At 45.5% G+C, this 25,619-nt stretch carries 21 protein-coding genes; 17 read left to right on the top strand and 4 right to left on the bottom strand.

Annotation, left to right across the window (positions count from 1 at the left end):
- Window positions 1-706: 706 nt before the first annotated feature.
- Both OO774_RS23685 and OO774_RS23680 read left to right on the top strand, forming a co-directional pair.
- On the top strand, window positions 707-1,153 hold the full coding sequence (locus OO774_RS23685; RefSeq protein WP_264907245.1) for a MarR family transcriptional regulator: 447 nt from the start codon (window positions 707-709) through the stop codon (window positions 1,151-1,153).
- A gap of 92 nt (window positions 1,154-1,245) precedes the next feature.
- Complete coding sequence (locus tag OO774_RS23680; protein ID WP_264907243.1) at window positions 1,246-1,986, top strand: SDR family oxidoreductase; 741 nt, start codon at window positions 1,246-1,248, stop codon at window positions 1,984-1,986.
- A gap of 246 nt (window positions 1,987-2,232) precedes the next feature.
- Here the strand turns inward: OO774_RS23680 and OO774_RS23675 are convergent, their stop codons facing one another.
- Both OO774_RS23675 and OO774_RS23670 read right to left on the bottom strand, forming a co-directional pair.
- Entirely contained in the window at window positions 2,233-3,432 is a 1,200-nt protein-coding gene (locus OO774_RS23675) for an MFS transporter (RefSeq protein WP_264907241.1), read from the bottom strand.
- A gap of 29 nt (window positions 3,433-3,461) precedes the next feature.
- Window positions 3,462-3,629: a hypothetical protein gene (locus tag OO774_RS23670; protein ID WP_264907239.1), complete on the bottom strand. Its 168-nt coding sequence runs from the start codon at window positions 3,627-3,629 to the stop codon at window positions 3,462-3,464.
- 194 nt (window positions 3,630-3,823) lie between these two features.
- On the opposite strand from OO774_RS23670, the gene OO774_RS23665 reads away from it, so the two are divergent.
- From OO774_RS23665 to OO774_RS23615, 11 genes are all read left to right on the top strand, one after another.
- On the top strand, window positions 3,824-4,966 hold the full coding sequence (locus OO774_RS23665; protein ID WP_264907237.1) for an iron-containing alcohol dehydrogenase: 1,143 nt from the start codon (window positions 3,824-3,826) through the stop codon (window positions 4,964-4,966).
- Between the two features lie 472 nt (window positions 4,967-5,438).
- Window positions 5,439-6,548, top strand: a complete 1,110-nt coding sequence (locus tag OO774_RS23660) for an alpha/beta fold hydrolase (protein WP_264907236.1) — start codon at window positions 5,439-5,441, stop codon at window positions 6,546-6,548.
- 702 nt (window positions 6,549-7,250) lie between these two features.
- Complete coding sequence (locus OO774_RS23655) at window positions 7,251-8,384, top strand: GlxA family transcriptional regulator (protein WP_264907234.1); 1,134 nt, start codon at window positions 7,251-7,253, stop codon at window positions 8,382-8,384.
- Window positions 8,385-8,559: 175 nt separating this feature from the next.
- The gene (locus tag OO774_RS23650) at window positions 8,560-9,537 is read left to right on the top strand and encodes a dipeptidase (protein ID WP_264907233.1); all 978 of its coding nucleotides are present in this window, start codon (window positions 8,560-8,562) and stop codon (window positions 9,535-9,537) included.
- 69 nt (window positions 9,538-9,606) lie between these two features.
- Window positions 9,607-10,140, top strand: coding sequence for a DUF5943 domain-containing protein (locus OO774_RS23645; protein WP_264907231.1), 534 nt, complete (start codon window positions 9,607-9,609; stop codon window positions 10,138-10,140).
- Between the two features lie 82 nt (window positions 10,141-10,222).
- Window positions 10,223-12,286 (top strand): dimethylglycine demethylation protein DgcA, encoded by a 2,064-nt coding sequence (gene dgcA / locus OO774_RS23640; RefSeq protein ID WP_264907229.1) that lies wholly within the window; start codon window positions 10,223-10,225, stop codon window positions 12,284-12,286.
- Window positions 12,287-12,295: 9 nt separating this feature from the next.
- Window positions 12,296-14,251, top strand: coding sequence for a (Fe-S)-binding protein (locus OO774_RS23635; RefSeq protein ID WP_264907227.1), 1,956 nt, complete (start codon window positions 12,296-12,298; stop codon window positions 14,249-14,251).
- 9 nt (window positions 14,252-14,260) lie between these two features.
- Entirely contained in the window at window positions 14,261-15,499 is a 1,239-nt protein-coding gene (locus OO774_RS23630; protein WP_264907226.1) for an electron transfer flavoprotein subunit alpha/FixB family protein, read from the top strand.
- A complete protein-coding gene (locus OO774_RS23625; RefSeq protein ID WP_264907224.1) occupies window positions 15,489-16,283 on the top strand; it encodes an electron transfer flavoprotein subunit beta in 795 nt (264 codons plus the stop codon). The genes OO774_RS23630 and OO774_RS23625 overlap by 11 nt, the downstream gene beginning before the upstream one ends.
- A 204-nt stretch (window positions 16,284-16,487) precedes the next feature.
- Window positions 16,488-18,095, top strand: a complete 1,608-nt coding sequence (locus OO774_RS23620; RefSeq protein ID WP_264907222.1) for a BCCT family transporter — start codon at window positions 16,488-16,490, stop codon at window positions 18,093-18,095.
- Between the two features lie 123 nt (window positions 18,096-18,218).
- Window positions 18,219-18,461: a hypothetical protein gene (locus OO774_RS23615; protein WP_264907220.1), complete on the top strand. Its 243-nt coding sequence runs from the start codon at window positions 18,219-18,221 to the stop codon at window positions 18,459-18,461.
- A 170-nt stretch (window positions 18,462-18,631) separates the two neighbouring features.
- Here the strand turns inward: OO774_RS23615 and OO774_RS23610 are convergent, their stop codons facing one another.
- Window positions 18,632-19,501, bottom strand: coding sequence for an aldo/keto reductase (locus OO774_RS23610; protein ID WP_264907218.1), 870 nt, complete (start codon window positions 19,499-19,501; stop codon window positions 18,632-18,634).
- A gap of 234 nt (window positions 19,502-19,735) precedes the next feature.
- The gene (locus OO774_RS23605) at window positions 19,736-20,668 is read right to left on the bottom strand and encodes a LysR family transcriptional regulator (RefSeq protein ID WP_264907216.1); all 933 of its coding nucleotides are present in this window, start codon (window positions 20,666-20,668) and stop codon (window positions 19,736-19,738) included.
- A gap of 153 nt (window positions 20,669-20,821) precedes the next feature.
- On the opposite strand from OO774_RS23605, the gene OO774_RS23600 reads away from it, so the two are divergent.
- From OO774_RS23600 to OO774_RS23585, 4 genes are all read left to right on the top strand, one after another.
- The gene (locus OO774_RS23600) at window positions 20,822-22,261 is read left to right on the top strand and encodes an NAD-dependent succinate-semialdehyde dehydrogenase (RefSeq protein ID WP_264907214.1); all 1,440 of its coding nucleotides are present in this window, start codon (window positions 20,822-20,824) and stop codon (window positions 22,259-22,261) included.
- A gap of 321 nt (window positions 22,262-22,582) precedes the next feature.
- Window positions 22,583-23,617: a TRAP transporter substrate-binding protein gene (locus OO774_RS23595; RefSeq protein ID WP_264907212.1), complete on the top strand. Its 1,035-nt coding sequence runs from the start codon at window positions 22,583-22,585 to the stop codon at window positions 23,615-23,617.
- Window positions 23,618-23,721: 104 nt separating this feature from the next.
- Window positions 23,722-24,300 carry a TRAP transporter small permease gene (locus tag OO774_RS23590; protein WP_264907210.1) on the top strand — a complete coding sequence of 193 codons (579 nt, stop codon included), beginning with the start codon at window positions 23,722-23,724 and terminating at the stop codon, window positions 24,298-24,300.
- Window positions 24,297-25,619, top strand: a complete 1,323-nt coding sequence (locus OO774_RS23585; RefSeq protein WP_264907209.1) for a TRAP transporter large permease subunit — start codon at window positions 24,297-24,299, stop codon at window positions 25,617-25,619. The genes OO774_RS23590 and OO774_RS23585 overlap by 4 nt, the downstream gene beginning before the upstream one ends.

Genomic DNA, 25,619 nt, shown 5'->3' with positions numbered 1-25,619 from the left:
TACAACCTCCTGAAACTAGAGGCTACTAGTAGCCTCTGCTTCACCATGAGTAATATTTATGTATTCAAAAAAGTCATCTTCTTATCACTATGATGTTCTGTTGTTGTTGAATGAATTGATGTGTTCACCAAGGGGCTGTTTAAGTTTCCAACAATTACAAGTTACGCTAGCTTCAAGGATCGATACTGATATGCGTCGCTTGTGTTTACACGGCATGCTCTCTAACTATATCGAATTTAAGAGTACTACAATTCAACTCACTGACCGAGGTATGGAGCATTTCCTTCAGGCACAGAATCAGTTATCGGTGTTCGAACAGTGCTCATAGAATTAAGAAAAATGTCACACTGACTAGCGCTATTACGTCCACACTTTTGATATCAATATCTTGTAATTATTGACTTTCCTTACGCACATCATTTTCTCACCACGCTCACGATGTTCGAAAGTTTAGCGTTGTTTCTCATTGGATAAACATTAAAGTTACCCGTCAGTTCATCCACTCTTTTGGACTGGCTACAGCCATTAAATCTACAAACTGATTCTCTTTGGAACCGCTCATTTATGGGCATCCAACCTCCACAGAGCCTATTTATCACATCCCTGAAGTTTCTTTCGGATGGCTCAATACTAAATGGTAATTATTGACAACTAACTATACAGTTGTGTATACAACTAATGGTAACAACAACGACAGAGAGTAACAGTGAACAACTATAGTCATCAGCAATCACTAGGGCATTTAACCGGACTAGCGAGTCGCCTTTTTAACCGTTTATTGACGATGCGCTTTAAGCAAGCCGGCATCGATATGACTGCGGAGCAGTGGGGAGTGATTCTGGTGCTGAAAAACAGTGAACCGATGACTCAAAGTCAGATCAGCGAGCTTTTGTACCTTGAGAAATCCAGCGTCAGCCGTTCTATTGACGGGCTTGAGAAACGCGGATGGCTCGAGCGTCAGCGCTCTCCTCATGATAGTCGCAGTAAGATCGTTATTCTGACGGAGAAATCGCTTGGTGTTGTTGAACAGTGTGAAGCGATCGCGATGAGTGTTTTGCAAGATGCTCAACAGGGCATTGATGATGCGGAACTTCAAACAAGTAAACAAAATTTATCAACAGTGATTACCAGTTTAAGACAACTGAATTGCTGAAAGCCTAAATCGATAAATGTAATGTGAGACAGCCACAAAACGCTGTCATTACCAAGCAACTTCACAAGTAAGTAACTTCAAAAGGAATCAAGATGACAAAACGTAATGCATTAGTTACAGGCGGTGCGCGTGGTATTGGCGCAGCAACGGCAAAAGCGTTGGCTGAAGATGGCTATCGTGTATTCATTAACTATGTGAACAGCTCAGCCGTTGCAGAGCAATTAGCCGAAGAGATTCGTAGCAAGGGCGGCGAGGCATACCCGATTCAAGCTGATGTGCGTGATGATGCGAAAATCGAAGCGATGTTTGCAAAAGTGGAAGAGCATGGTAGTGTTGATGTATTAGTCTCAAATGCCAACATGAACTTTACCGCTAAGCCATTTATCGAGCAGAGCTGGGATGAGTTTGCACAAAAACTGAATGATGAAATGCACGCGGCATATAAGACAGCTCAGCTAGCCGCGAAAAGTATGAAAGAAAAGCAGTTTGGTCGTTTAGTCTTTATTTCTAGCACCTTGTCAGAAGTGCCTGCACCGAACTTTATTGCTCACGGTACAGCGAAAGGCGCGCTAGATAGCTTTAATAAGTATCTGGCTCAGGAGCTTGGTCCACTGGGTATCACATCTAACATTGTGGCTCCTGGTCTGGTTGAAACTGATGCAACGAAAGATGCGCCAGCTGAATTCAAAGAGATGATCCGCTCATTTACTCCTACACAACGCGTAGCGACACCTGAAGATGTTGCCAACACAGTACGTTACCTTGCGAGTGAAGCGAGTTCTCACATTACAGGTACCTATAACCCAGTATGTGGTGGTGCGTACATTCAGTAATCTGATGTGCAAGGTGATCATGAATACGAAAAAGCGAGCGGTTTTTCCGCTCGCTTTTTTTATCTTATAGATAGGTTATATCAACCTAACTTTAATGATAGAACACCAGAAAACAGGCATCGAAAACAAACACGCATCAACCCATCCATGGGGCTTCGATTTGCCATCCATGGCAAATAGAGTTTGTTTATCGAACCCTGTTCCCTGACCAGTTAATTTTCCAGATTGGTATAAAAAAACTATTTTTTAAGACGTTTCACCAGCCGTTTGTTTTTGATTACTTGTCATACGGCTAAACAATAGAACGACTGAGCCAAATAGCGCCAAGACGCCGTAGCCACAGGCGATCTGTAACAGACTAAATTGCTCTGATAACTGACCCGAAATAAAGGTCGGTACTGCGGCACCGATATAGGATGTTGCGTAAATAACGGAAAAGACATTTGCACGTTCGTGTGGTAATAATCCTGAAACCATCGTCCCGATACTACCTGTCAACACCAGACCCTGGGCGATACCCGCACAAATACTGGCGGCTAGAAAAGCACTGAGTATTCCGTACTGCAGAGCTAACAAGATACTGCCCACAAACACGGTAAATGAAAGCATACCTGCAAACTGCGCTTTTGATGGCGCCATACGCCCTGCAAGAGAAGCGCCAATAGAACTTGGTGCCATTATAGAGGCAAAAACCAACGCTGCCGCTACCGCGCTCTGAGAATGCAATTGTTCATGCGCCATTGCGGGACCAAAGGCCTGAAAGAACCCACCCAGAGCCCAGGTACAAACAAATGTCACCGCCGCCAGAGGAAACGCTTTTTTAGCAGAAGCAGGCAGTGTGAAGCTTGGTATAAGTGACAAGAAAGCCCCCGGCTTTCGTTTCATCGTTTCCTGACTTTTCAGTACTAACACTATACAACAGGCAATAAGACAAAAAGCGATAGCGAAAGGTAACAAACGCGGGTAAGGCGCGTACTCGATTAAAAAGCCTGAGCCAACACCACCAAACGTAAGGCCAGTCATTGGTCCACAACTGATCACTGCCGGAGGAATCCAAGACGGGACAGAGGGGGCGTGATCGACCAGCCAGGAAGCCAGCGCTGTCGACGCTAATCCACAAGCAAGGCCTTGTAATAAACGGCCTAAAATGAGTGGTGTCGCGCTATGCACGTTAAGAAACACAACCACGGATAGCGCGGCTAACAATAAAGAGATAATGGAAACGGTCTTTCGTCCCCAGTGGTTAGATAACCGACCAAATAAAACCAGCGCCGTTACTGCACCGATAAAGTAGACCACAGAGCTTAATGAGAGCTCAAGATAACTCACATTGTCTTGAAGCTGGTAAGTACCATAAAGTGGGATGGGTACTGCGGAAGTTACATAGGTCACCATCAAAGACAGTGAAGCTCCCACAAAAGAAAATCGATTAACGTTTTTTTGCACGGGAATATCCTTTCGACAACTTAGATCATCTAAGCCAATGTCGTATGACGAGATAATAGGGTAACGGTCAGGCTAACCGTCAGGTTAATTGTAAGGGGGATGTGTCGATATGCTGTTGCCCGATCTTCCGCAAACCTTGCCAGAAAATGTCTAATCTCAATCTTCGCTTTCTCATGGAAGTGTTCGTGATGCATCATGACTAACTCGTTTTTCAATTTGTGAACTACGGCTCTCCAACCTTAAAAAAATCCCCTTTCTTTCGGAATAGTAAGCAAAAAATCTAAGTTATTCGGCGCAAAAAAACGGTTAAATAACCTTATAAATAAAGCGGGCAAGTCGAAATCAAAGATGGGCACCCTCAATAAGATCTTAACTTATAAGGATAAACACGATGAGCGTATTTAAACTGGCGTTTCCTAAAATCAATTACTCTGGTGTAGGCGCGATTGAAGCCTTAGTCGAGCGTTTAGCGAATGAACACGGCGTGGTAAAAGGCTTACTTATCTGTGACCCAATGCTTGTTGAGTTGGGGTTTGCTGACAAACTGCTTTCGAGTTCGTTAGAGCTGACTTTGTTTAAAGATGTAAGACCTAACCCTGATACCGAGACGGTGAAAAATGCGTATGACATGTATGTGACTTCTGGTGCGCAATACATTATCGGTTTTGGTGGTGGCAGTTCGATTGATACGGCAAAAGCGATCAAGATCCTATCCGCAAACCCAGGACCCATCGCCGCTTATAACGGCGTTGAGAAAGTCGAGCACTTAGGGGCACCGCTTTATGCGATTAATACGACTGCGGGTACGGCTGCGGAAGTTACAAGTAATGCGGTTATTACTGACACCGCAACGCATGTAAAGCACGTTATTATCTCAGATAAAATTATTCCAGAGATTTCAGTCAATGACGCAAGCGTTATGTTGGGTATTCCGAAAGCAACGACAGCCGCAACAGGTATTGATGCATTAACTCATGCTCTTGAATCATACGTCTCTGTTGGCGCGCATAAATTGACCGACTATATCTCTCTGGAAGCGATAAAAACCATTGCGGAAAACCTTCCAGCAGCGGTAGATGATGGTACCGATATTAACGCGCGCGAAATGCTGGCTTATGGTCAGTTTATTGCTGGTCTTTCTTTCAACAGTGCGGGTTTGGGTATGGTGCACGCAATGGCTCACCCAGCAGGTGCGCATAAAGATTTGCCTCACGGCGTATGTAACGCAATCTTGTTACCTATCGTGAGTGAATTTAACCGCCCGTACCGAGTAGAAAAATTTGCCAAGGTTGCTGAAGTATTGGGCGTAGATACCTCTGACATGACAGAAGAACAGGCAAGTCTGGCCGCAATTGATGCGCTTCATGCATTGAACCGTCGAGTCGGCATTCCGGCTGGTTTTGGTGAACTGGGTGTTACTGAGCAGGATATCTTGACTTGGGTCGATGACGCATTAGCTGATCCATGTGCTGGTGGTAACCCGAGCCCGATGACAAAAGAGCAGGTAATTGAGTTGTATAACAAGGCTTTATAATACCAACATTTTTCATTGAGTTATGAACCAGCCTAGTCATTTATGACTAGGCTGGTTTGCATTTCTGCTGCAAGAAAAATAGCTAAGAGAAAAATTAGGCAATAGAAACGTCATGATGAGTGATGTGATACTGAGTGACTACTGCTTTTTGTTTCTGTTAAATCTTAATATAAATCATATATTAACATCTAATTAGCGTGGAAAATGCTATGGGTTTTGAGAGTGACGTCCGGTCGTTATTCCGTGTTACGTTGCTTATATTGGAAGATTGTGCAAGAAATTTGTAGTATCCGGATAACTGATAGTTGGTGATTTGTCGCATTATAAATAGCAGAAACGTCGTTAGGAGGAACACTCTCTTAAACGATGCACGCTCTTAAGCTAGTCATGTTGTCTCAAGTTGGGGATGACTAATTTAAGCAAATTCCGAAACAGAGATGACGAGCTTATCAGGCTTACTAGGAGAAACTAGATGAACAAACACAACGATACCAACAACACGAACGCTGGCAACGACTTGCCAGACGTTAGTCGCCGAAATGCAATGAAAATGGCAGGAGCAAGCGCGGTTGCTTTAGGTGTTGGTGCGCTTTCAGGAGGCCAGGCCATGGCAAGCACGACATTAGAATTAGGTAATAGCTGGGATAAAACTTTCGCTAAAAGCGACAAGGTTGAGCACAAAAAAGTCACGTTCAAAAACCGTTACGGTATTACGCTTGCTGCTGATCTGTATCAGCCAAAAGAAAGCACTGGCAAATTAGCTGCGATCGTCTTGAGTGGCCCTTTTGGTGCAGTAAAAGAACAGTCATCTGGTCTGTATGCACAAACAATGGCAGAGCGTGGGTTCGTTACGCTAGCATTTGACCCGTCATACACAGGTGAGAGCGGTGGTGAGCCACGTAATGTTGCTTCTCCAGATATCAATACTGAAGATTTCAGTGCAGCAGTCGACTTTATCGGTTTGCTAGAAAATGTTGATCGCGAGCGTATTGGCGTTATCGGTATCTGTGGTTGGGGCGGCATGGCATTAAATGCAGTCGCAATTGACAAGCGCGTTAAAGCGGTTGTGGCTAGCACTATGTACGATATGACCCGAGTTATGTCTAAAGGCTATAACGATAGCGTTACTCTTGAACAACGTACTCAAGGACTAGAGCAATTGGGCCAGCAACGCTGGAAAGATGCGGAAAACGGTGAGCCAGCTTACGGCCCTGTGTCTCTTGAATTACAGGGCGGCGAGCCACAATTTGTGGTTGAATATGCGGCTTACTATAAAGATCCGCAACGTGGCTTCCACCCAAGAGCAATCAACTCCAATGCTTCATGGACCATCACGACGCCTCTGTCGTTTATGAACATGCCGATCTTGACGTATATTGCAGAAATATCGCCACGACCTGTTCTGCTTATTCATGGTGAAAAAGCACACTCACGTTACTTTAGTGAAACCGCTTATGAAGCCGCTGCAGAGCCAAAGGAATTGATGATCATTCCTGACGCAAACCATACCGATCTTTATGATCAGATGGATGTGATTCCGTTCGACAAAATGGAAGGTTTCTTTAAGGAGCATTTAGCTTAAGAAAGAAGCCTGCCCACTAAGTAAGCCAAAGTATAAAGGTCAAAATAGAAATATCTGACCTTCAAAATATTGAGGCTGAAAACCAGTGAAACACCCCCTAAAAGAAGCCAGCATCGTGTGACCACAGATGTTGGCTTCTTTGTTTATGTGCCGTTTAGATATATATCCCGTGATGCAATAATTTTTTCGTCAAGAAGGCTATTTATGTGTGCGAATTCACTGAAATCTTGGTTTGTTAACTATATTGTAACCATCGATTAACGTTTAAAACAATGAGTTTACCGTTCTGTTTTGCCAATAGACACACGGATTTTTCTAGCTATATCATTGTTTTAAATGGAACCGAATAATTGTTCTAAGCCTCTACGTTGTAAGGTTTTTATTGGGTCAATTATGTTGAATGTTTGTTTAACTTTGCATCATTCTGGTGCGTGAGGTTGCAGTCGGTTGGTGAAAGGCATCTGTAGGATGTTACGGAGACAAAATTTGTTTTCGGCTTGCCAAAAAATAAGCAAGCTATTCAAGCAGATATATTGACCCTTGTAGTTTTAAACTTGATGTTGCAAAAGTATGCGCTGTATTTGGATATATAGGCATGGTTGTTGCTTAGACAAAAGTGCTCGATTCGGTGTGCTAAGCCAAAACAAAAAAATAGCTAGCACTACCGGTTAATAATAAATCTCCTTTACATTGGAGTGCGCTATGTCAGTCTCAATAAATCAGTTCGATGGCTCGTCGAACAAGGAAGTAAACCGTATTGGTTTTTTGTTGTTAGATAATTTTACTATGCTCGCGTTTTCATCAGCGGTGGAACCGATGCGCATGGCAAACCAGCTGACAGGGAAAGAACTGTATGATTGGTATGTGATATCAGAAGATGGTGATTACGTTGAAGCTAGTGACGGTATTACCATCAAGCCAGATTGTTCAATGGCAGATGCCCCCCAATTAGATACATTGATTGTAGTGGGTGGTGTAAATATCACACGCAGTTTTACGCGTAAGCAAGTGACTTGGTTACAGTCTTTAGCTCGTAAACATGTTGGCCTTGGTGGCGTATGTACGGGGGCTTACGTGTTGGCGGAAGCGGGGTTGCTGGACGGCTATCAGTGCAGCGTGCACTGGGAATGTCTTGCTACGCTTCAGGAGCGTCATCCTCGTGTTAATTGCCTCAACCACTTGTTTGTTATTGACCGTGATCGAATGACATGCAGTGGCGGCTCTGTGCCATTAGACATGATGATTACCATGATCCAGAAAGATTACGGTCGTGAACTTGGTTCAAGCATTTCAGAAATGTTCATTTGCGACAATATTCGCGGTGAAAGTGATACACAGCGCATTCCGCTTAAGCATACGATTGGTACGGCTCAGCCTAAATTAGTCGAAGCTATTATTTTAATGGAAGCGAATATAGAAGAGACCATTGAACTGGATGAATTGGCAGTGTATGTCGGTTTATCCCGTCGCCAATTAGAGCGTCTGTTCCAGAAATATTTGCAATGCTCACCATCAAAATACTACCTCAAGCTAAGACTGAACCGCGCAAGACAGTTACTAAGACAAACATCGATGTCGATTATCGAGATCGCAACAGCATGTGGCTTTGTCTCTTCACCACACTTTAGTAAATGTTACCGCGTTCACATTGGGATTTCGCCGAAAGCAGAAAGGTTGGGGACACATTCTGCTGCTGTGGCTAACGTGAGTGTCGCTCCGCCGGCCTTAGAATCAAATACCATTGTGGATTTGATGCAATTTGATACGCCATTGCGTTCATCGAAAGCGTTATTTGAAGCGCAGCATGAACCCACATACGGCTCAATCTCGATCTAATTCGTTTGTAATAAAAAAAGACCGCCATCCAACACGATGGCGGTCTTTTTTTGTTTGCAGTTTGTCGCTTAGCGTTACGCAAAAGGGATTCGGAATGCCGTTTTTAGAACACTTTTAATCCCCTGTAATACCTATTCTGGAGACTAACGAGGAAAGGGAAGAATAGGGTTTAAAAATGAACGCAACGGACTTACATGATGATTCAATAGTGATTGATGGCCTGGTTATCGCGAAGTGGGACCGAGCACTGTTTGAAGACATGCGCAAAGGCGGCCTCACTGCTGCAAACTGTACAGTTTCTGTTTGGGAAGGCTTCCAGAATACGGTAAACAATATCGTAGAAATGAATAACCTCCTTGAAGATAACAATGATTTAGTTATTAAAGTTCGCACTACCGACGACATCCGCAAGGCAAAGCAGCAGGGTAAAACCGGCGTTATTATGGGCTTTCAAAATGCCCATGCTTTTGAAGACCAGCTTGGCTATGTGCAGGTGTTTAAAGACCTTGGCGTCGGCGTTGTTCAGATGTGTTACAACACACAAAACCTGGTTGGTACCGGTTGTTATGAGCGCGACGGTGGCTTGTCTGGTTTCGGCCACGAGATTGTCGCGGAAATGAATAAAGTGGGCATCATGTGTGACCTGTCGCATGTGGGCGCTAAGACTTCCAAAGAAGTCATTCTGGCTTCTGAAAAACCAGTTTGTTACTCACACTGTCTGCCTAGTGGTTTAAAAGATCATCCGCGCAATAAGTCAGATGAAGAACTGAGATTTATCGCAGACCATGGTGGCTTCATCGGTGTAACGATGTTCGCACCTTTTCTTAAAAACGGCATTCATTCAACGATTGATGACTACGTTGAAGCGATCGCTTACATCTTCGACCTGGTCGGTGAAGACCAAATCGGTATCGGTACTGATTTCACACAAGGTCACGGTCAGCCGTTCTTTGAGTGGCTAACGCATGATAAAGGCTATGCACGCCGACTAACCAATTTTGGCGAAATCATTAACCCTGAAGGCATTCGGACTTTAGGTGAGTTCCCTAATTTAACAGAAGCACTGTTACGTCACGGTTTCTCTGAAACTCAAGTTCGCAAGATCATGGGCGAAAACTGGCTTCGCGTACTAGGCGAAGTCTGGGGTGAATAACCCCAGCGTCACACATAAAAATATAAATATATAACGAGTTAGTTAATTGTATAAAAGGAAGAATACGATATGAGTACACACGCACCTGAAATGCCAATCTTGGTCGATGACGAAACAGGGGTTTGGACAACGGATGCCTTACCAATGCTGTATGTACCGCGTCACTTTTTTGTAAATAACCATATGGGTATTGAAGAAGAGATCGGTGCGGAGCGTTACGCAGACATCTTGTACAAAGCAGGCTACAAGTCAGCTTACTACTGGTGTGAAAAAGAAGCCGAAGAACACGGCCTTTCTGGCGATGCCGTATTTGAACATTACATGAAGCGCCTATCTCAACGCGGCTGGGGTTTCTTTGTCACTGAGCACCTTGACATTGAGAAAGGTGAAGCGCGAGTTCGTTTGGAAAATTCATGTTTCGTATACCAGTACGGAAAAGTTAACCGCAAAGTGGATTACATGTTTACAGGCTGGTTCGCTGGCGCAATTGACCAAATCGCTGAGAGCTTGGGTCTGTCAGTGAAAACCAAAGCAGTACAAACACAAAGTGGTGCTGAGGAAGGGTGCGATTACGGCGTCTTTGAAGTAACACCAATCGCCTAAACACCAACATCAATCCATTTGTAAGTCAGTCAAGGAAGACAGCCTTGCTTGTTCGCAAGCGAGGCTGGTACAGGGGTAAACCATGTCTCAGTTCGATATTCTATTCCAACCATTAAAAATTAACAAAACGACCATTCGTAACCGTGTTGTCAGTACTGCACACGCAGAAGTTTATGCCACCGACGGTGGTATGACGACTGATCGCTACGTAAAATACTACGAAGAAAAAGCCAAAGGTGGCTGTGGTCTATGTATCTGTGGCGGTTCAAGTGTGGTTTCAATTGATAGCCCACAAAGCTGGTGGAGCTCAGTTAACCTTTCAACCGATCGCATCATTCCTCATTTCCAAAATCTAGCCGATGCTGTGCACAAGCATGGCGGCAAAATCATGATTCAGATTACTCACATGGGACGTCGTTCTCGTTGGGATGGTGAGCATTGGCCAAACCTGATGTCTCCATCTGGCGTACGTGAGCCGGTTCACCGCGCAACATGTAAGACTATTGAAGAAGAAGAAATCTGGCGCATCATCGACGACTTCGCGAAAGCGGCAGTTCGCGCAAAAGAAGGTGGTCTGGACGGCGTTGAGCTATCTGCAGTTCACCAGCACATGATCGACCAATTCTGGTCGCCACGTGTTAACAAGCGTACTGACCAATGGGGTGGAAGCTTTGAAAACCGCATGCGCTTTGGTATGGAAGTACTAAAAGCGGTACGTGAAGCGGTTGGTCCTGACTTTGTTGTCGGTATGCGTATTACGGGTGATGAGTTCCATCCTGATGGTTTGAACCATGACGACATGAAAGAAATCGCGGCGTACTACGATGCAACTAAGATGGTCGATTACTTCGGCGTTGTTGGTTCTGGTTGTGATACGCACAACACGCTAGCAAACGTTATCCCTAACATGAGCTACCCGCCAGAGCCATTCCTTCACTTGGCGGCTGGTATTAAAGAAGTGGTTTCAGTACCAGTTATCCACGCGCAAAACATCAAAGACCCAAACCAAGCGAAGCGTATTCTTGAAGCGGGTTACGTTGATTTTGTTGGTATGACTCGTGCGCATATTGCGGATCCACACTTGATCACCAAAATTAAACTAGGTCAAACCGATCAGATTCGCCAATGTGTTGGCGCGAACTACTGTATCGACCGTCAGTACATGGGTCTAGATGTATTGTGCATCCAGAACGCGGCGACATCCCGTGAGCACATGGGCATGCCTCACCTGATCGAAAAAACAACTGGATCTATCCGTAAAGTTGTTGTGATTGGTGGTGGCCCTGGTGGTATGGAAGCAGCACGTGTTGCGGCTGAGCGTGGTCATAAGGTTACTCTAGTCGAAAAAGCGAGTGAGCTAGGTGGACAAATCACCATCGCAGCGAAAGCACCGCAACGTGATCAGATGGCTGGTATCACACGTTGGTTGGCAATGGAGTTAGACCGTCTTGGCGTTGAAGTTATCCTAGAGACTGCAGCTAACGCGGACATGATTCGTGAACTTAAACCTGATGTTTGTATTCTTGCAACTGGTGGTACGCCATTCATCGAACAGAACCCAGACTGGGGTGCAGAAGAAGGCTTGGTTGTGTCTTCTTGGGATATCCTTAACGGCACAGTTGAACCGGGTAAGAATGTTCTGGTTTACGACACAATCTGTGAATTCTCTGGTATGTCGGCGGCAGATTACCTGACTTCTAAAGGCTCACAAGTTGAACTCGTTACTGATGATATCAAACCAGGTGTTGGTATCGGTGGTACGACGTTCCCAACTTACTACCGTAGTTTGTATGAGAAAGAAGTCATCATGACTTCAGACCTTGCTCTGCTGAAAGTATACCGTGAAGGTGACAACCTAATCGCTCTGCTAGAGAACGAATACACGGGTGCGAAAGAAGAACGCGTTGTTGACCAAGTGGTAGTAGAAAACGGCATTCGTCCAAATGAAGCGCTTTACTACGAGTTGAAAGCTGAGTCAGTAAACAAAGGCCAAATCGACGTTGAAACCTTGTTTGCATCACAGGCGCAACCAGTCCTATCTCAAGACAATGACGGCATGATCCTATGGCGCTTGGGTGACTGTGTTTCACAGCGTAATACTCACGCTGCACTCTACGATGCACTACGTCTATGTAAAGATCTGTAAGGGGGGCTTATGGTCCTAGAGTCACTACTTCCTATCTTACTTATAACAGCCGGAGCCCTGGCTGTTATAGGGATGCTCCGCCGCATTATGATGTGGCGGAGAGGGCAAGCCGAAAGTGTTGCCTTTTTTGCAGGGTTAGCAGCCATGCCTCGCCGTTACCTTGTGGACTTGCACCACGTGGTAGCGCGCGACAAAGTGATGTCTAACACTCACGTTGCAACGGCAGGCGGTTTCGTCCTGTCAGTTGTGCTCATCTTCGCGGTTCACGTGTTTAACCTGGAGCCGCAAATCTTATCTTGGGTACTACTTGGCTCACTTGGCTTAATGTTTTGCGGCGCGTTGTTTGTCGCAAAACGTCGACTAAATCCACCATCGCGCCTGTCTAAAGGCCCTTGGATGAGACTGCCGAAAAGCTTGATCATGTTCTCGGTGAGCTTCTTCCTTGTGACACTGCCTGCGACTCAGTTGGTTGGCGATGTGTTTAACGTGGTTGCTGCGGTTGTCCTACTTGCTGCTATCGTATGGGGCGTCGGTGAGATGTTCCTTGGTATGGGCTGGGGCGGACCAATGAAGCACGCGTTTGCTGGTGCATTGCACTTAGCATTTCACCGTCGTCCGGAGCGCTTTGGTGGTGGTCGTTCAACCGGCTTAAAACCAGTAGATCTTGATGCTAAAAAGCTGGGCGTTGAAAATCCAAGTGATTTTAAATGGAATCAGTTGCTGGGCTTTGATGCGTGTGTTCAGTGTGGTCGTTGTGAAGCGGTATGTCCGGCATTTGCTGCAGGGCAGCCTCTTAACCCTAAGAAGCTTATCCAGGACATGGTTGTGGGACTAGCTGGTGGTACGGATGAAAATTACGCTGGTAGCCCATATCCAGGTAAAGAAACCGGTTGTGCAAAAGGTGACCCACACAAACCAATCGTTGGTGGTGTTCTAAACGCAGAAACACTATGGTCATGTACGACTTGCCGCGCGTGTGTCGAAGAATGTCCGATGATGATCGAACACGTGGATGCGATTGTTGATATGCGTCGCTTCTTAACGCTTGAAAAAGGCGAAACACCAAACAAAGGTGCGGAAGTACTGGAAAACATCATCTTCACTGATAACCCGAATGGTCATAACCCGAACAAACGTTCTAACTGGGCAGCAGACCAGGATCTGAAATTGATGTCTGAAGTCAAACGTGCAGATGTGCTGTTCTGGGTGTCTGATGGTGCGTTTGATATGCGTAGCCAACGTATCCTCAAGTCGATGGTGCAAATTCTTAAAGCAGCCAAGATTGATGTTGCTATCTTGGGCGATGAAGAACTGGACTGTGGTGACGTTGCACGCCGATTAGGTGACGACGTAACTTATCAGCGTTTAGCAAAACGTAACATCCAAACGTTGATGAAGTACGATTTTGACTGCATCGTGACAACCGATCCGCATGCATTCCACTGCTTGAAGAACGAATACCCGGACTTCTACCCTGAGAATGAAAAACCGACTTACCAAGTTTGGCACCATACCACTTTCATCAACCAGTTGGTTGAAAAGGGTTTGATTGCTCTAAAACCATTGTCTGTTGGTAAAGTGACGTACCACGATCCTTGTTACCTAGGTCGTTACAACGGTGAATATGAAGCCCCTCGTTCGGTACTAAAACACCTCGGTGTTGAAATTGCTGAAATGGAACGTTCTGGATTCCGCTCACGTTGTTGTGGCGGTGGTGGTGCGGCTCCGATTACCGATATCCCTGGCGAACGTCGTATTGCGGATATGCGTATGGACGACATCCGTGAAACAGGTGCCGATCTTGTGGCAGTAGGTTGTCAGCAATGTACTGCGATGCTTGAAGGTGTTGTTGAGCCAAGACCTGAAGTGAAAGACATCGCTGAGCTTGTGGCTGAGATGCTGATTGAGATTAACGATGACCAGGTGGACGTATGGACGCCAGAGTCTGAAACCGTCGGTGTGTAGGAGAAGATCATGGGAGAATTTATTTTACGCCGTGACCCTCGTGTCGAGTGGATTAGACGCAATAGGCTACACCCACAGCATGAAAGCTTGATGGTACAGCCAGTTGAAGAGATTGGACCAAGCGGCTTAACTAGACGTTATCCACATCGTGTTGGCTTTATTGGGCCAAATGGCATTAAGCGTATTGACCGTCTTAACAATAATGCCGCAACCTCAATGATGGGTGCTCGCCAAAGCAGCCAAGCAAGTGTTGAATTGCCGTTGCACAAGGTTGAGTCTCCAGACTTTTACATTGTGGTTGTGCCAGATATGCCAGGTGGTCGCTTGAGCAGTCATGATAAAGACGTTCTTGGCCAAGCCCATCAGCTGGTTAAACAGTCTGACGGTGAGGGCGCTGTGATGGCAGTGGTATTCGGCACCCACAAAGAAGAACAGTTTGATCTTGCAGGCGTCGATCGATTGCTAACGATTCCGGATGAAGTGTTTGATCACTACAGCCCAGAACAGCGAGCAGAGGTTCTGGCGAGTATCGAAACGCAATATTCGCCTAAGCACTGGCTATTCCCGGATAGCATTCAAGGTGGATTTGAACTTGGCGCGCGTTTGTCTGCGGCGATTAATGAACGTCCTGCAACGCAAGCGTGGCAAGTCGACAGTGAGCATGCGGTATGTCGAGCAGCAGGCCTTCGTCACGACATCAAACGTGTGACACCACGAGTGCTTCTGCTGGCTCAAGAATGTGCGCTACCAATTGATGAAACCAGGCACGAAGTGCTGCCGGTTGAATTTGAAGGCACATTCAGCATTGAATCTCGTATCGAAGATCTTGGTCCAGTCGCGGTGGATCCTCAGGCAATACCACTTACTGAGGCAGAGTTTATTCTGTCGGCAGGTAACGGTATTCATGATTGGGACAAATTCCACGAAGCGGCCAATGTACTGGGTGCAACTGAAGGTGCAAGCCGCGTAGCGGTTGATGATGGCTTTATGCCTCGTGACCGTCAGGTTGGTGCTACCGGTAGCTGGGTGACTGCTCGAGTTTACGTCGCCGTTGGTATCTCGGGAGCCATTCAACACCTACAAGGTATTGGTGCTTGTGAGAAAGTCATCGCAGTAAACACGGATGCGGGTTGTGACATGGTCAAGCGCGCGGATCTGAGTGTGATTGCTGATAGTAATGAGTTTTTAAGAGAGTTGATTGCTCTTATTCAACTCCACCAATCAAAGGAGTTGAAGGATGCCGCATAATCAAACCGACACACTGCGTGTCAGTACGTTAGTTTCCATTGGTGCGCACCCGGATACCGGACGTGCGCGCCGTTCAGCGACCGATGCACGTGCCGTCGAACTGGCGATGAACTTAGAGGGTTGTGAGTTAGAGGTACTTCACGCAGGTAATCCTCAGGATCCAGCTCTGGGGTATTACAGCGGGATGGGCCTTTCTCAAATTCGTGTTTTGTCCCAGGACGAACAGGACGATGCGGTCAACACATTGTCTTCGTACTTTCGAGATGACATGCCCGACATCGTTCTGACAGGAATGCGCGCGGAAAATGGCGAATCTTCAGGCACACTACCTTTTTTTCTTGCTCAAGAGTTGGGTTGCCCGATTGTTATGGGCGTCGCAGAAATTCTGTCTGTCGAAAATGGTACAGCACGCGTACTGCAAGCGTTACCACGAGGACAACGCAGAGCGATTAATGTTTCTCTGCCATTTATTGCCAGTGTGGATTTCGCCGCTCAAGAGCCACGACAAAGTGCTTTTGGTCGCGCACGTCGTTGTGAAGTCGTCGCAGAAGAGGTCGATGGTAAACAATTAGACAAAGAAAGGATGACTTGGGAAGTCAGTATCGCTAAGCCGAAAGCGAAACGCTTGAAAGTCGTAAAAGCAAAAAGTGCAGCTGATCGCTTTAAAGCAGCGACAGCAAAAGCAGAATCGACTGGAGGTAAGGTTCTTAAAGACCAACCTGTCAGTGAAATGGCTCAGGTGGTGTTTGACTTACTTCTAGAAGAAGGGGTGGTAAGTAAATAAATAGGGCGTGTTGACCATAAAGGTTAACACGCCCTAAAAACATTTATTTTATTCGTCAGCAGTTCAACGTATTGAACCACGTTCATGGTACCGACAATTTACGGAAAATTTCGGTACCTGGCGTGATCAACCAACAACAAAAAAACGATTCAGAGAAAGGAATTACTGAACCGAATTATATGTTAATCACTAAAGAGGGATCGCATGAAAAGCATAGTGAGTAGCCGAAGAAGATATAAATCTGATCATACCGCTAAATATGAAACAGACTACTGTGCAGGGCAAGATAACGTCAAAATTTTGGGGATGGATATACACAACCCGGTTTTTGGTATCAGCGCTAGTTTAATTTTATTGTTCATCATTTTGACGCTCATTTTTCCTGAAGGCGCAAAAGATGCACTTATGGCAGCTCGAACTTGGTCAATCACAAATTTTGACTGGTTCTTCATTGTCGGATGTAACCTATTTGTCGCTTTCTGTTTAATACTACTGGTTTCACCACTTGGTAAAATTCGCTTAGGTGGATTAAACGCGACGCCAGAATTTTCAACGGTCTCATGGTTTAGCATGCTGTTCGCGGCTGGTATGGGTATTGGTCTGATGTTCTGGAGTGTGGCTGAACCTGTCGCCTACTATACCGATTGGTACGGTACGCCTTTGAATGTGGAAGCAAGTACTGAAGAAGCCAGAAAAATGGCACTGAGTGCAACGATCTACCATTGGGGTTTACACCCTTGGGCGATTTATGCCGTAGTCGGCTTGGCCTTAGCATTCTTTACACATAACAAAGGCCTACCGCTCACTATCCGTTCTGCTTTTTTCCCAATTCTTGGTGAGCGTTGCTGGGGCCCGATTGGTAACTTCATCGATATTCTTGCCGTTCTCGCCACTATCTTTGGCCTTGCGACGTCTCTTGGTTTTGGCGCGCAGCAAGCTGCTGGTGGTCTTAGCCATCTATTCGGTGTCTCAAGTGGTATTTCTACTCAAATCGCATTTGTTGTAGTAGTAACGGGTATTGCGGTAATTTCAGTCGCACGAGGACTGGATGGCGGAGTGAAAATATTGAGTAACATTAACATGCTCATCGCGGCAGGTTTAGTTGCTCTTCTTGTGGTCATTGGACCGACTCTATCTATTTTAAATACGTTTGGTGATATCGCGGTAGGTTACGCCGATAACTTCGTGCCACTTTCAAATTGGATTGGACGTGAAGATTCAGACTGGTTCCATGGCTGGACGGTATTCTACTGGGCGTGGTGGGTATCTTGGTCACCTTTTGTAGGTATGTTTATCGCACGTGTATCAAAAGGACGTACTGTTCGTGAGTTCGTCACCGCTGTACTACTTATCCCAACTTTGGTCACTATGGTTTGGTTAAGTGTGATGGGCGGCACGGCGATGGAACAGGCGACGACTGGTGTCGGTGAGCTAGCAAATGGTATCAGCGATGTTTCTCTGGCAATGTTCCAAATGTTTGAAAACTTGCCATTGTCTACGTTGCTATCAGTGGTTGGTATCTTGCTCGTACTGGTCTTTTTTGTGACGTCTTCAGACTCGGGCTCATTGGTTATTGATAGTATCACTGCGGGTGGTAAAGAAGATGTACCAGTTGGACAGCGTATCTTCTGGGCAATTGTTGAAGGCTTTATTGCTATTGCACTACTGCTTGGAGGTGGCTCAGAAGCACTAACAGCGTTGCAAGCTGGTGCGATTACGACTGGCCTGCCGTTCACGCTCGTATTGGTGTTGATGTGTTGGAGCTTATACAAAGGGCTACTATCTGAAATCCACTTATACCGCAAAGCATAATTGCTACGCAGCTAACATTTTTGGCTGTGTGAAATAGAAATTGATCACAGCCATTTTTTGAATCGTCTATTTTAGACTTGTTGGGGGAAGGACTCCCCCTTATTTGGTAAGGAGTATGTGATTATGATGCACGTAGATCTTGTAGATATGGATGACTTTATTAGTGATCTCGATCAGCTTGGAATTGAATGTTCAAATTCAGATGTGGATAGCGTAAAAAGTAGTATTGATGAGTGGCTACAAGGCGTTGATAGTACGCAACGTGATCGGTTTTCCAAACTCTTGTTCTGTATTGAAGAGAAAGGGATATTGTTACCAGATATTGAGAATGTTGTTCGGTGGGGCGCTCAGCAATTACCGCGATAAGGTATCTTTTGTTATCCAAATACGAAACTAATATGAGAACTGGTAAGGTGCGTTAACCCGATGTCACTTTTTAAGCTCGTGTGCCACTAAAATGCAGTTCTATTTGCCAGAAGTGTTTAGACACACACCACTGGCGATGTGTGTCTAATCAATTACGTGACTAACCAGAATTAGTCGTGAATTTTCACGCCGAGACAGCCGCGAACAAAATCAGGATTGAAGTGCTTAACCGCTTCGCCAACGTAACCTAAATCAAGGCTGCTGATTTTATCCATCTCTTCTTCTGAAAGCGTGAAACCCCAAATATCGAAGTTTTCTTCAATGCGTTCTTGTTTAACCGATTTAGGAATCACAGTGACACCGCGCTGTAAATTCCAGCGCAGAATAACTTGAGCAACTGTTTTGCCGTGTGCTTGCGCAATGCCCTTTAGCATCTCATCTTCAAAAGGTCTATGACGACCACCACCTAATGGTGCCCATGCTTCAGGCTGAACGCCGTAATGCTTCATTGTTTCTAGCGCGCCCGGCTGAGCATGATAGGGGTGTAGCTCAATCTGGTTAACCATGGGTGTGATTTTTACTGTCTCACAGAAGTTCGCCAACACATGTGCGTAGAAGTTAGACACGCCAATCGCTTTGAGCTTGCCTTCTTCGTAAGCATCTTCCATCGCGCGCCAAGCACTAAAATAGTCTCGCATTGCCTGGTGTAGTAGATATAAATCGAAATACTCTAGACCAGACTTTTCAAGTGACGCTTCGATACCCGCTTTAGCCGTATCGTAATTCGACATGTCTTGAACCCACAACTTTGACGTGATAAAGAGATCTTCGCGCGTACAAAGCCCTTCTTCAATGGCTTCACGTACTGCGTCACCGACGGCATCTTCATTACCGTAGACGGCGGCAGTATCAATGAGGCGATAGCCAGCACGGATAGCACTGAGTACTGACTGTTTGCATTCTTCTTTATCGGTAACCTGAAAAACACCAAAGCCTGCCATCGGCATCTCTAGGTTGTTACTTAATGTTGTATATTCCATTGTAGAATATCTCCATTGCGCTGATTGGACGTAAGACAATGAACTCTATTGGCGCTTAATCCTTTAAAATCAGTGGAGCTCATGCTGTTTCCGCTATCACGGGGTGGAGAAATTATGGCATGCAATAGCCAACATCGAATTGTTCAATATTCGCTATTGTTTGCCTAAAACTTCAATTTTCCCTGCTTTGGTAGGGTAAGAATAGACAAACAACATCGGCTAGATTAGGTAAGTTTAAGCATTCTGCTTGCGGTAAAAGTCACGCATGGTTTTGATGAACAGCGAACGTACTTTATTGATTGAAAGGGTCTTTTTGGTGATCGCCATTATCTCTACAGAATAGTGTCTTTTATCTGGAGCGACAGGCACAAGCTGTCCACTCTCTACATACGGCTTAGCATAGTTTTCCGGCAAGTAGCCAATAAATCGGGACGAAAGTATTAGTGCCATCCGAGATTCATAGTTATAGGCGGTGGCTTTTAAGTTCATTTTAGACAAAGGAGAATGCAGTAGCTCTTGCGGCTTTAATCCCGCATAAACGACAGGGAAGCCGTTGATGATGTCCTCAGAAAGCTCTTTCTTAGACAGCTTGGCAAGCGGGTTATCTTTACTGGCATAAAGGTAACAAATATCGGTATAGATGTGTTCGTATTCCAGGCCATCTAGCTCACGGTGAAAAGGGATAAAGCCGATATCTGCTTCTTCTTGTAGCACTTTACGTTCTATTTCCGTCATGCGAGCCACTTCAGCCGTTAAGTAAACTTCTTTGGCGATGCTGGAGAAATTACGAATCACCTCGGGCATCTTAGCCCTATTATCCAAACTGATGTTATCGCTAAACAGCACTTCTAGGCTGCCCGAGGGCTGAATGTCGAGATGGTTAATGGTGTTACGAAAGTCCTCTAGCTCACCCAGTAGCTTTACTGTGGCCTCATAGACGACGGCGCCTTCTTCCGTCAAAGCAAACCCGGAACGTCCGCGACGACATAGTACAAGGTTTAATCGAGATTCGAGATTGGATATGTGAATACTGATTGTTGAGCGGCTCACGTTGAGCTCAGTTTCAGCTGCGGAAAAACCACCACAATCAGCGACGACTTTAAAAATTTTAAGTTGTTTTATTTCGTAGTCACCAATGTGACCAATAGGTACGGCGTTTCTGGTCATTGTTTTATGCTCGTAAAACTTTATGTTTATTGAGGAATATTTATGTGCCTCAATAGATTGTTATCATTACGTTAAGTTCCATCGCTATTTTGCGCGATATGGTTTTTTAAATCTTTGACATTGTTAATGTTTAGAACAGTAGGAATAGAACTAATGACAGATTTGATCTTATCCCGTGGTTTTATCAATGGGGAGTGGGTTGAAGCGCGCGATGGCAAGCAAGTCGATGTAATAAACCCATCCACGGGCGAGTTAATTACTTCTGTCCCAGATATGGGGAAAGAAGAGTCGCAAGCCGCCATCATGGCCGCTCATTCAGCATTTAAAGAATGGCACACTACCACCGCGAAACACCGTGCTGGATTACTTAAAAAGTGGTTCGATTTAATTATCGAAAACGCAGAACAACTCGCTAAGATACTCACTACAGAGCAAGGTAAGCCTTATAAAGAAGCTTACGGTGAAGTGCTTTACGGCGCATCGTTTATTGAATGGTTTGCCGAAGAAGCGAAGAGAATGTACGGCGATGTGATCCCTTCAGGCAATCCGAACAACCGTTACATGACTATCAAGCAACCTATTGGTGTGGTAACGGCGATTACGCCATGGAACTTTCCAGTTGCGATGATCACTCGTAAGGTCGGCCCAGCTTTGGCCGCGGGTTGTACTGTCGTGATTAAGCCGGGTGAAGACACACCGCTATGTGCGTTAGCAATGGTAAAACTTGCCGAGCAAGCGGGTATACCAAAAGGTGTGGTTAACGTTGTGACAACCTCTCGTCCTGCTGAAGTCGGCGATGTACTGTGTTGCCACCCTCTAGTAAGCAAAATCTCTTTCACAGGTTCAACGCCTGTTGGCAAACTGATTCTTCGCCAAGCAGCTGATACGGTCAAAAAAGTTTCGTTAGAGCTAGGGGGAAATGCACCATTTATTGTTTTTGACGACGCCGATATCGATAAAGCGGTTTTGGGTGCAGTGATTTCTAAATACCGTAATGCAGGGCAAACCTGTGTCTGTACCAACCGTTTCTACATTCATGATGCCGTGTACGATGAGTTCATGGATAAATTCACTTCAGCAGTGAAAGCACTCAAGATAGGTGATGGTTTAGTCGAAGGTACCGAGATCGGTCCGCTAATCAATCAAAAAGCGTTTGAAAAAGTATCGAGTTTGGTAGAAACAGCAATAGAGCAAGGTGCAACGTTAGCGTTAGGTGGCCAGGGGCTGGAGAGCGGTCAGCAGTTTTATCAACCAACCATCTTAACGGATGTGACTGAAGCGATGGATATTGCTCATCAGGAGCTGTTTGGTCCGATTTCAACCATCTTCCGATTTAATGATGAGCAGGATGTGATTCGTCGTGCCAACGACACGCCTTATGGCTTAGCGGCTTATTTCTATACACGAGATCACAGCCGCGTGTGGCGTATGAGTGAAGCGCTTGAGTATGGGATTCTGGGCATCAACGAAGGCATTATTTCGACGGAAGTTGCGCCATTTGGTGGTGTGAAGGAGTCGGGATGTGGGCGTGAAGGCTCCAAATATGGCATTGAAGACTACCTAGAAATCAAATATCTATGTCACGGAATATAAAGTGTCCTCTAGTTGAAGTAAGAGGCTCTCTGTCTTTATTTTGACTGATTTACCCTAAGAAGTTCTTTTCCCTTATATTTGATAAAAATATTTTGCAGCACCTCGAGTGCTGCTTTTTTTGTTTTAAATATCGTAAATCGCCGTGATTTTGTTAACTCAACTGGTTGGTTTGATGGCTATAAAACTTTAGGTGAAAAAATATAAATTTAACGGATGTGATTAAAACGTAACAATGATTAACGTGACTGTAACAAGGGGTGAGGGCCACTTCGCATTGTTTCTGGTTGAGTCATAACAAAAAATAATCCAAGGAGAAAGTTTATGTTTAAAAACTTAGGAAAACTGAACAAAGGAAGTCTAGCCAAAATTGTTGCTGCTTGTTCTCTTGCAATATCAAGCACGCTATTCACGGCTCCTCAAGCGTTTGCAGCTGAACATAATTGGCGCTTTGTAAACCTTTATCCTCGCGGTACGGCATATGGTGAAGTGTACAAAGACTTTGCGAGCAACATTGAAGCGATGTCAAACGGCCGCATTTCTGTTCAAGTCATGTATTCAGGTGAAGGTGTTGGGCAAACAGGTGTACTTGGCTCAGTGAAATCAGGTTTGATCACAATGGGCGCTCCGTTCCAGCCAATGCATGCAGGTGAGTTCCCAGCGGGTGTTGTGGAAGTTGGTTTGCCAGGGATGACGGATGATGTCGGCGAGCTAAGTGCGCTGTTTCATGAAAAAGGCTGGGGAGAAGTCCTGGAAGAAGCTTACGACAAGCAAAACTTAGTTTGGCTTGAACCTTACATCCAGCTACCCGTTTATGTACTGACGAAAAAACCAATCAACTCAATTGAAGATTTCCAAGGTCTTAAGATTCGTGCTCCTGGCGCGTACGGAAAATTCTTACGTAATTTGGGCGCATCGCCTGCGTCACTCTCTTACAGCGAAATTTATACCAGTTTAGCAACGGGCGTTATTGATGGCTCGATCGGCAGTAATATTATTGACCACCGTGATGGTAACCATGTTGAAGTAGCGAAATACATGTACCGCCTACCAATTGCTGGCGCACAAACTTTACCGATTGTGGTTAACAAGGGGGCATGGAACAAACTATCTGACGATTTGAAAGCGATTGTTCGAGCGGCAAGTGCTGTACATGCCCGTGAGCAGATGACTAAGTCTCGTCTATGGGAATCACAAGCTATCGCTGAAATGGAAGCGAAAGGTATGGAGTGGAGTCCTGAGCCAAGTGAGCAGGATAAAGCCAAATGGAACGAAAGTGCTGGCTCACTTTGGAAAGAATATGCAGATTCTGACAAGTACAGCCAACGCCTAGTTAAGATCGTTCAAGACACCCAATAACACACTTTAGATGATTTCGCTGGGGGGAGCTCTCCGGCTGAATCAGTACTTAAGGGGGAGTTGCCTTCCCCCCTATCTCTTTCATGTTGTTATAGGTGATGTCTATGTTGATTAGAGTATTAAAAATCTACTGTCGCGGTATTAATCAGATAATTTATTGGATTGGCCTTTCTGCCTCCATCTTAATGCCTGTTCTCGCTGCTACCGTTGCCTTTGAAGTCTTTTCTCGTTATGTGCTCGGCACTCCAACTATCTGGGCGTATGACGTTTCACTTTTCTTATTCGGGTATATAGCGGCGTTGGGTGGGGCTCTGGCACAACAAAATAAAGCCCATATTAATGTGGATGTGCTGTACCTGTCGGTATCTAAGCGAGTCCGTTCACTATTTAACCTTGTGTCTTATTCATTGGCCATTTTCTTTCTCTGTGTGGTTTTAATGATGGCACTGGGTAAATTTGAAGAAGCTATCGAGTTTAATTATCGTCGCCAGTCTGAGTGGGCGCCTTCGATGGCACATTTCTGGGTAATGATGATTGTCGCTTGCGGGGCGTTTATCGTCCAGTTTACCAGCGACATTATTCAAGACCTGTACTACCTGGTGACAGGCAAAGCGCTTATCGAACAAGCTCCTGAAGAGCATGAACAAACAGAGACATTAGTAGACTCAGCGGAGGGCATATGAGTATTGAAGTTCTGACGCTGTTACTGGTTGGTTGCATTCTGTTCACCTTTGCATTGGGTGCACCCGTTGGTCTTGCTCTGGGTGGTATCGCAATGGGAATGGGTTACCTTACTTGGGGTGAAGGGATCTTCAACCTGGTTCCAACAACCATTGAGAGTAACTTTTTTAGTTTTATTCTGCTGGCGATTCCTCTGTATATCTACATGGGTCAATTGCTGACTCGCTCCGGAATTGGCGATGCGATGTTTAACGCCAGTCAAATGGTCATTGGCCGTATTCGTGGTTCACTTGCGGTCAGTGTGATTGGGGTGTGTTCCATGATTGGTGCCATGGTCGGCATTATCGGTGCAGGGATCATGACTTCGGGTAGCATCGCGCTCAAGCCAATGTTAGAGCGTGGCTATGATAAGCGACTGGCTCTGGGTGTGATCATGGCCGGCGGTGGCTTGGGAATTTTGATCCCGCCGAGTATACCGATGATCATGTATGCGGCGACGACCCAAAATTCGGTTGGGCGGATGTTTTTAGCGGCACTCATTCCAGCTCTGATCTCAATCGTTTTGCTGATGGCTTACGTGATCATTAGCTGTAAGCTTAATCCGAAAAAAGCCCCGCTAGGCACGGGTAGTGAAAGCAAAATGACGGGTAAAGAGAAGTTCACCACAGCACGTGATGGCCTGTTTTCTCTATTACTGATTGTGGCTGTGTTGGGCAGCATCATTACTGGTATTGCTACGCCAACCGAGTCGGGTGCTATCGGGGTCGTTGGCGCGATAATACTTGCGATTGTCTTTAAGCGATTCCGTTTCGAAATGTTCAAATCATCGGGGTTTGAAACGGCGATGCTGGTCAGCGTGTCGATGTGGATCATCTTAGGCGCGTCGCTATTTAGTAACTTTCACATGTTAAGTGGCGTGCAAAATATGGTGGCGCAGATCACTGAGGATCTCGGCTTACCGCCTTGGGGTGTGATCCTCTTGATGCAAGCGATCATGCTACTGCTTGGTTTCATTATTGATGAATTAATCATCGTTTTGATGTGCGCTCCGTTGTTTACACCTATTGTCGTGTCTTTGGGTTATGACCCAATCTGGTTCGGTATCTTAATGATCCTAAACATCGAAATCGCCGTGCAAACGCCACCTTATGGTTTCGCGCTGTTTTATCTGAAAGGAATTTCACCTCCTGGCGTCAGTATGATGGACATCTATCGCTCGATTCTTCCGTTTATCGCTCTAAAGCTGTGCGTATTGATTCTGTGCATGATGTTCCCTGAAGTGGTGATGTGGTTACCAAACACAGTGATGGGAGTAAATTAA

Source organism: Vibrio sp. STUT-A11 (assembly GCF_026000435.1).
Taxonomy (GTDB): domain Bacteria; phylum Pseudomonadota; class Gammaproteobacteria; order Enterobacterales; family Vibrionaceae; genus Vibrio.
Note: the sequence above shows the minus strand (reverse complement) of the source record. Positions and strands in the feature narration are given on the sequence as shown.

Excerpts from the sequence above, each read along its gene's own strand:
- OO774_RS23595 (WP_264907212.1), top strand. The coding sequence starts at position 22,583 with ATGTTTAAAAACTTAGGAAAACTGAACAAAGGAAGTCTAGCCAAAATT.
- OO774_RS23590 (WP_264907210.1), top strand. The coding sequence starts at position 23,722 with ATGTTGATTAGAGTATTAAAAATCTACTGTCGCGGTATTAATCAGATA.
- OO774_RS23600 (WP_264907214.1), top strand. The coding sequence starts at position 20,822 with ATGACAGATTTGATCTTATCCCGTGGTTTTATCAATGGGGAGTGGGTT.
- OO774_RS23665 (WP_264907237.1), top strand. The coding sequence starts at position 3,824 with ATGAGCGTATTTAAACTGGCGTTTCCTAAAATCAATTACTCTGGTGTA.
- OO774_RS23585 (WP_264907209.1), top strand. The coding sequence starts at position 24,297 with ATGAGTATTGAAGTTCTGACGCTGTTACTGGTTGGTTGCATTCTGTTC.
- OO774_RS23625 (WP_264907224.1), top strand. The coding sequence starts at position 15,489 with ATGCCGCATAATCAAACCGACACACTGCGTGTCAGTACGTTAGTTTCC.
- OO774_RS23680 (WP_264907243.1), top strand. The coding sequence starts at position 1,246 with ATGACAAAACGTAATGCATTAGTTACAGGCGGTGCGCGTGGTATTGGC.
- OO774_RS23635 (WP_264907227.1), top strand. The coding sequence starts at position 12,296 with ATGGTCCTAGAGTCACTACTTCCTATCTTACTTATAACAGCCGGAGCC.
- OO774_RS23610 (WP_264907218.1), bottom strand. The coding sequence starts at position 19,501 with ATGGAATATACAACATTAAGTAACAACCTAGAGATGCCGATGGCAGGC.
- OO774_RS23670 (WP_264907239.1), bottom strand. The coding sequence starts at position 3,629 with ATGATGCATCACGAACACTTCCATGAGAAAGCGAAGATTGAGATTAGA.
- OO774_RS23605 (WP_264907216.1), bottom strand. The coding sequence starts at position 20,668 with ATGACCAGAAACGCCGTACCTATTGGTCACATTGGTGACTACGAAATA.
- OO774_RS23655 (WP_264907234.1), top strand. The coding sequence starts at position 7,251 with ATGTCAGTCTCAATAAATCAGTTCGATGGCTCGTCGAACAAGGAAGTA.
- OO774_RS23615 (WP_264907220.1), top strand. The coding sequence starts at position 18,219 with ATGATGCACGTAGATCTTGTAGATATGGATGACTTTATTAGTGATCTC.
- OO774_RS23660 (WP_264907236.1), top strand. The coding sequence starts at position 5,439 with ATGAACAAACACAACGATACCAACAACACGAACGCTGGCAACGACTTG.
- OO774_RS23620 (WP_264907222.1), top strand. The coding sequence starts at position 16,488 with ATGAAAAGCATAGTGAGTAGCCGAAGAAGATATAAATCTGATCATACC.
- OO774_RS23630 (WP_264907226.1), top strand. The coding sequence starts at position 14,261 with ATGGGAGAATTTATTTTACGCCGTGACCCTCGTGTCGAGTGGATTAGA.
- OO774_RS23645 (WP_264907231.1), top strand. The coding sequence starts at position 9,607 with ATGAGTACACACGCACCTGAAATGCCAATCTTGGTCGATGACGAAACA.
- OO774_RS23650 (WP_264907233.1), top strand. The coding sequence starts at position 8,560 with ATGAACGCAACGGACTTACATGATGATTCAATAGTGATTGATGGCCTG.
- dgcA (WP_264907229.1), top strand. The coding sequence starts at position 10,223 with ATGTCTCAGTTCGATATTCTATTCCAACCATTAAAAATTAACAAAACG.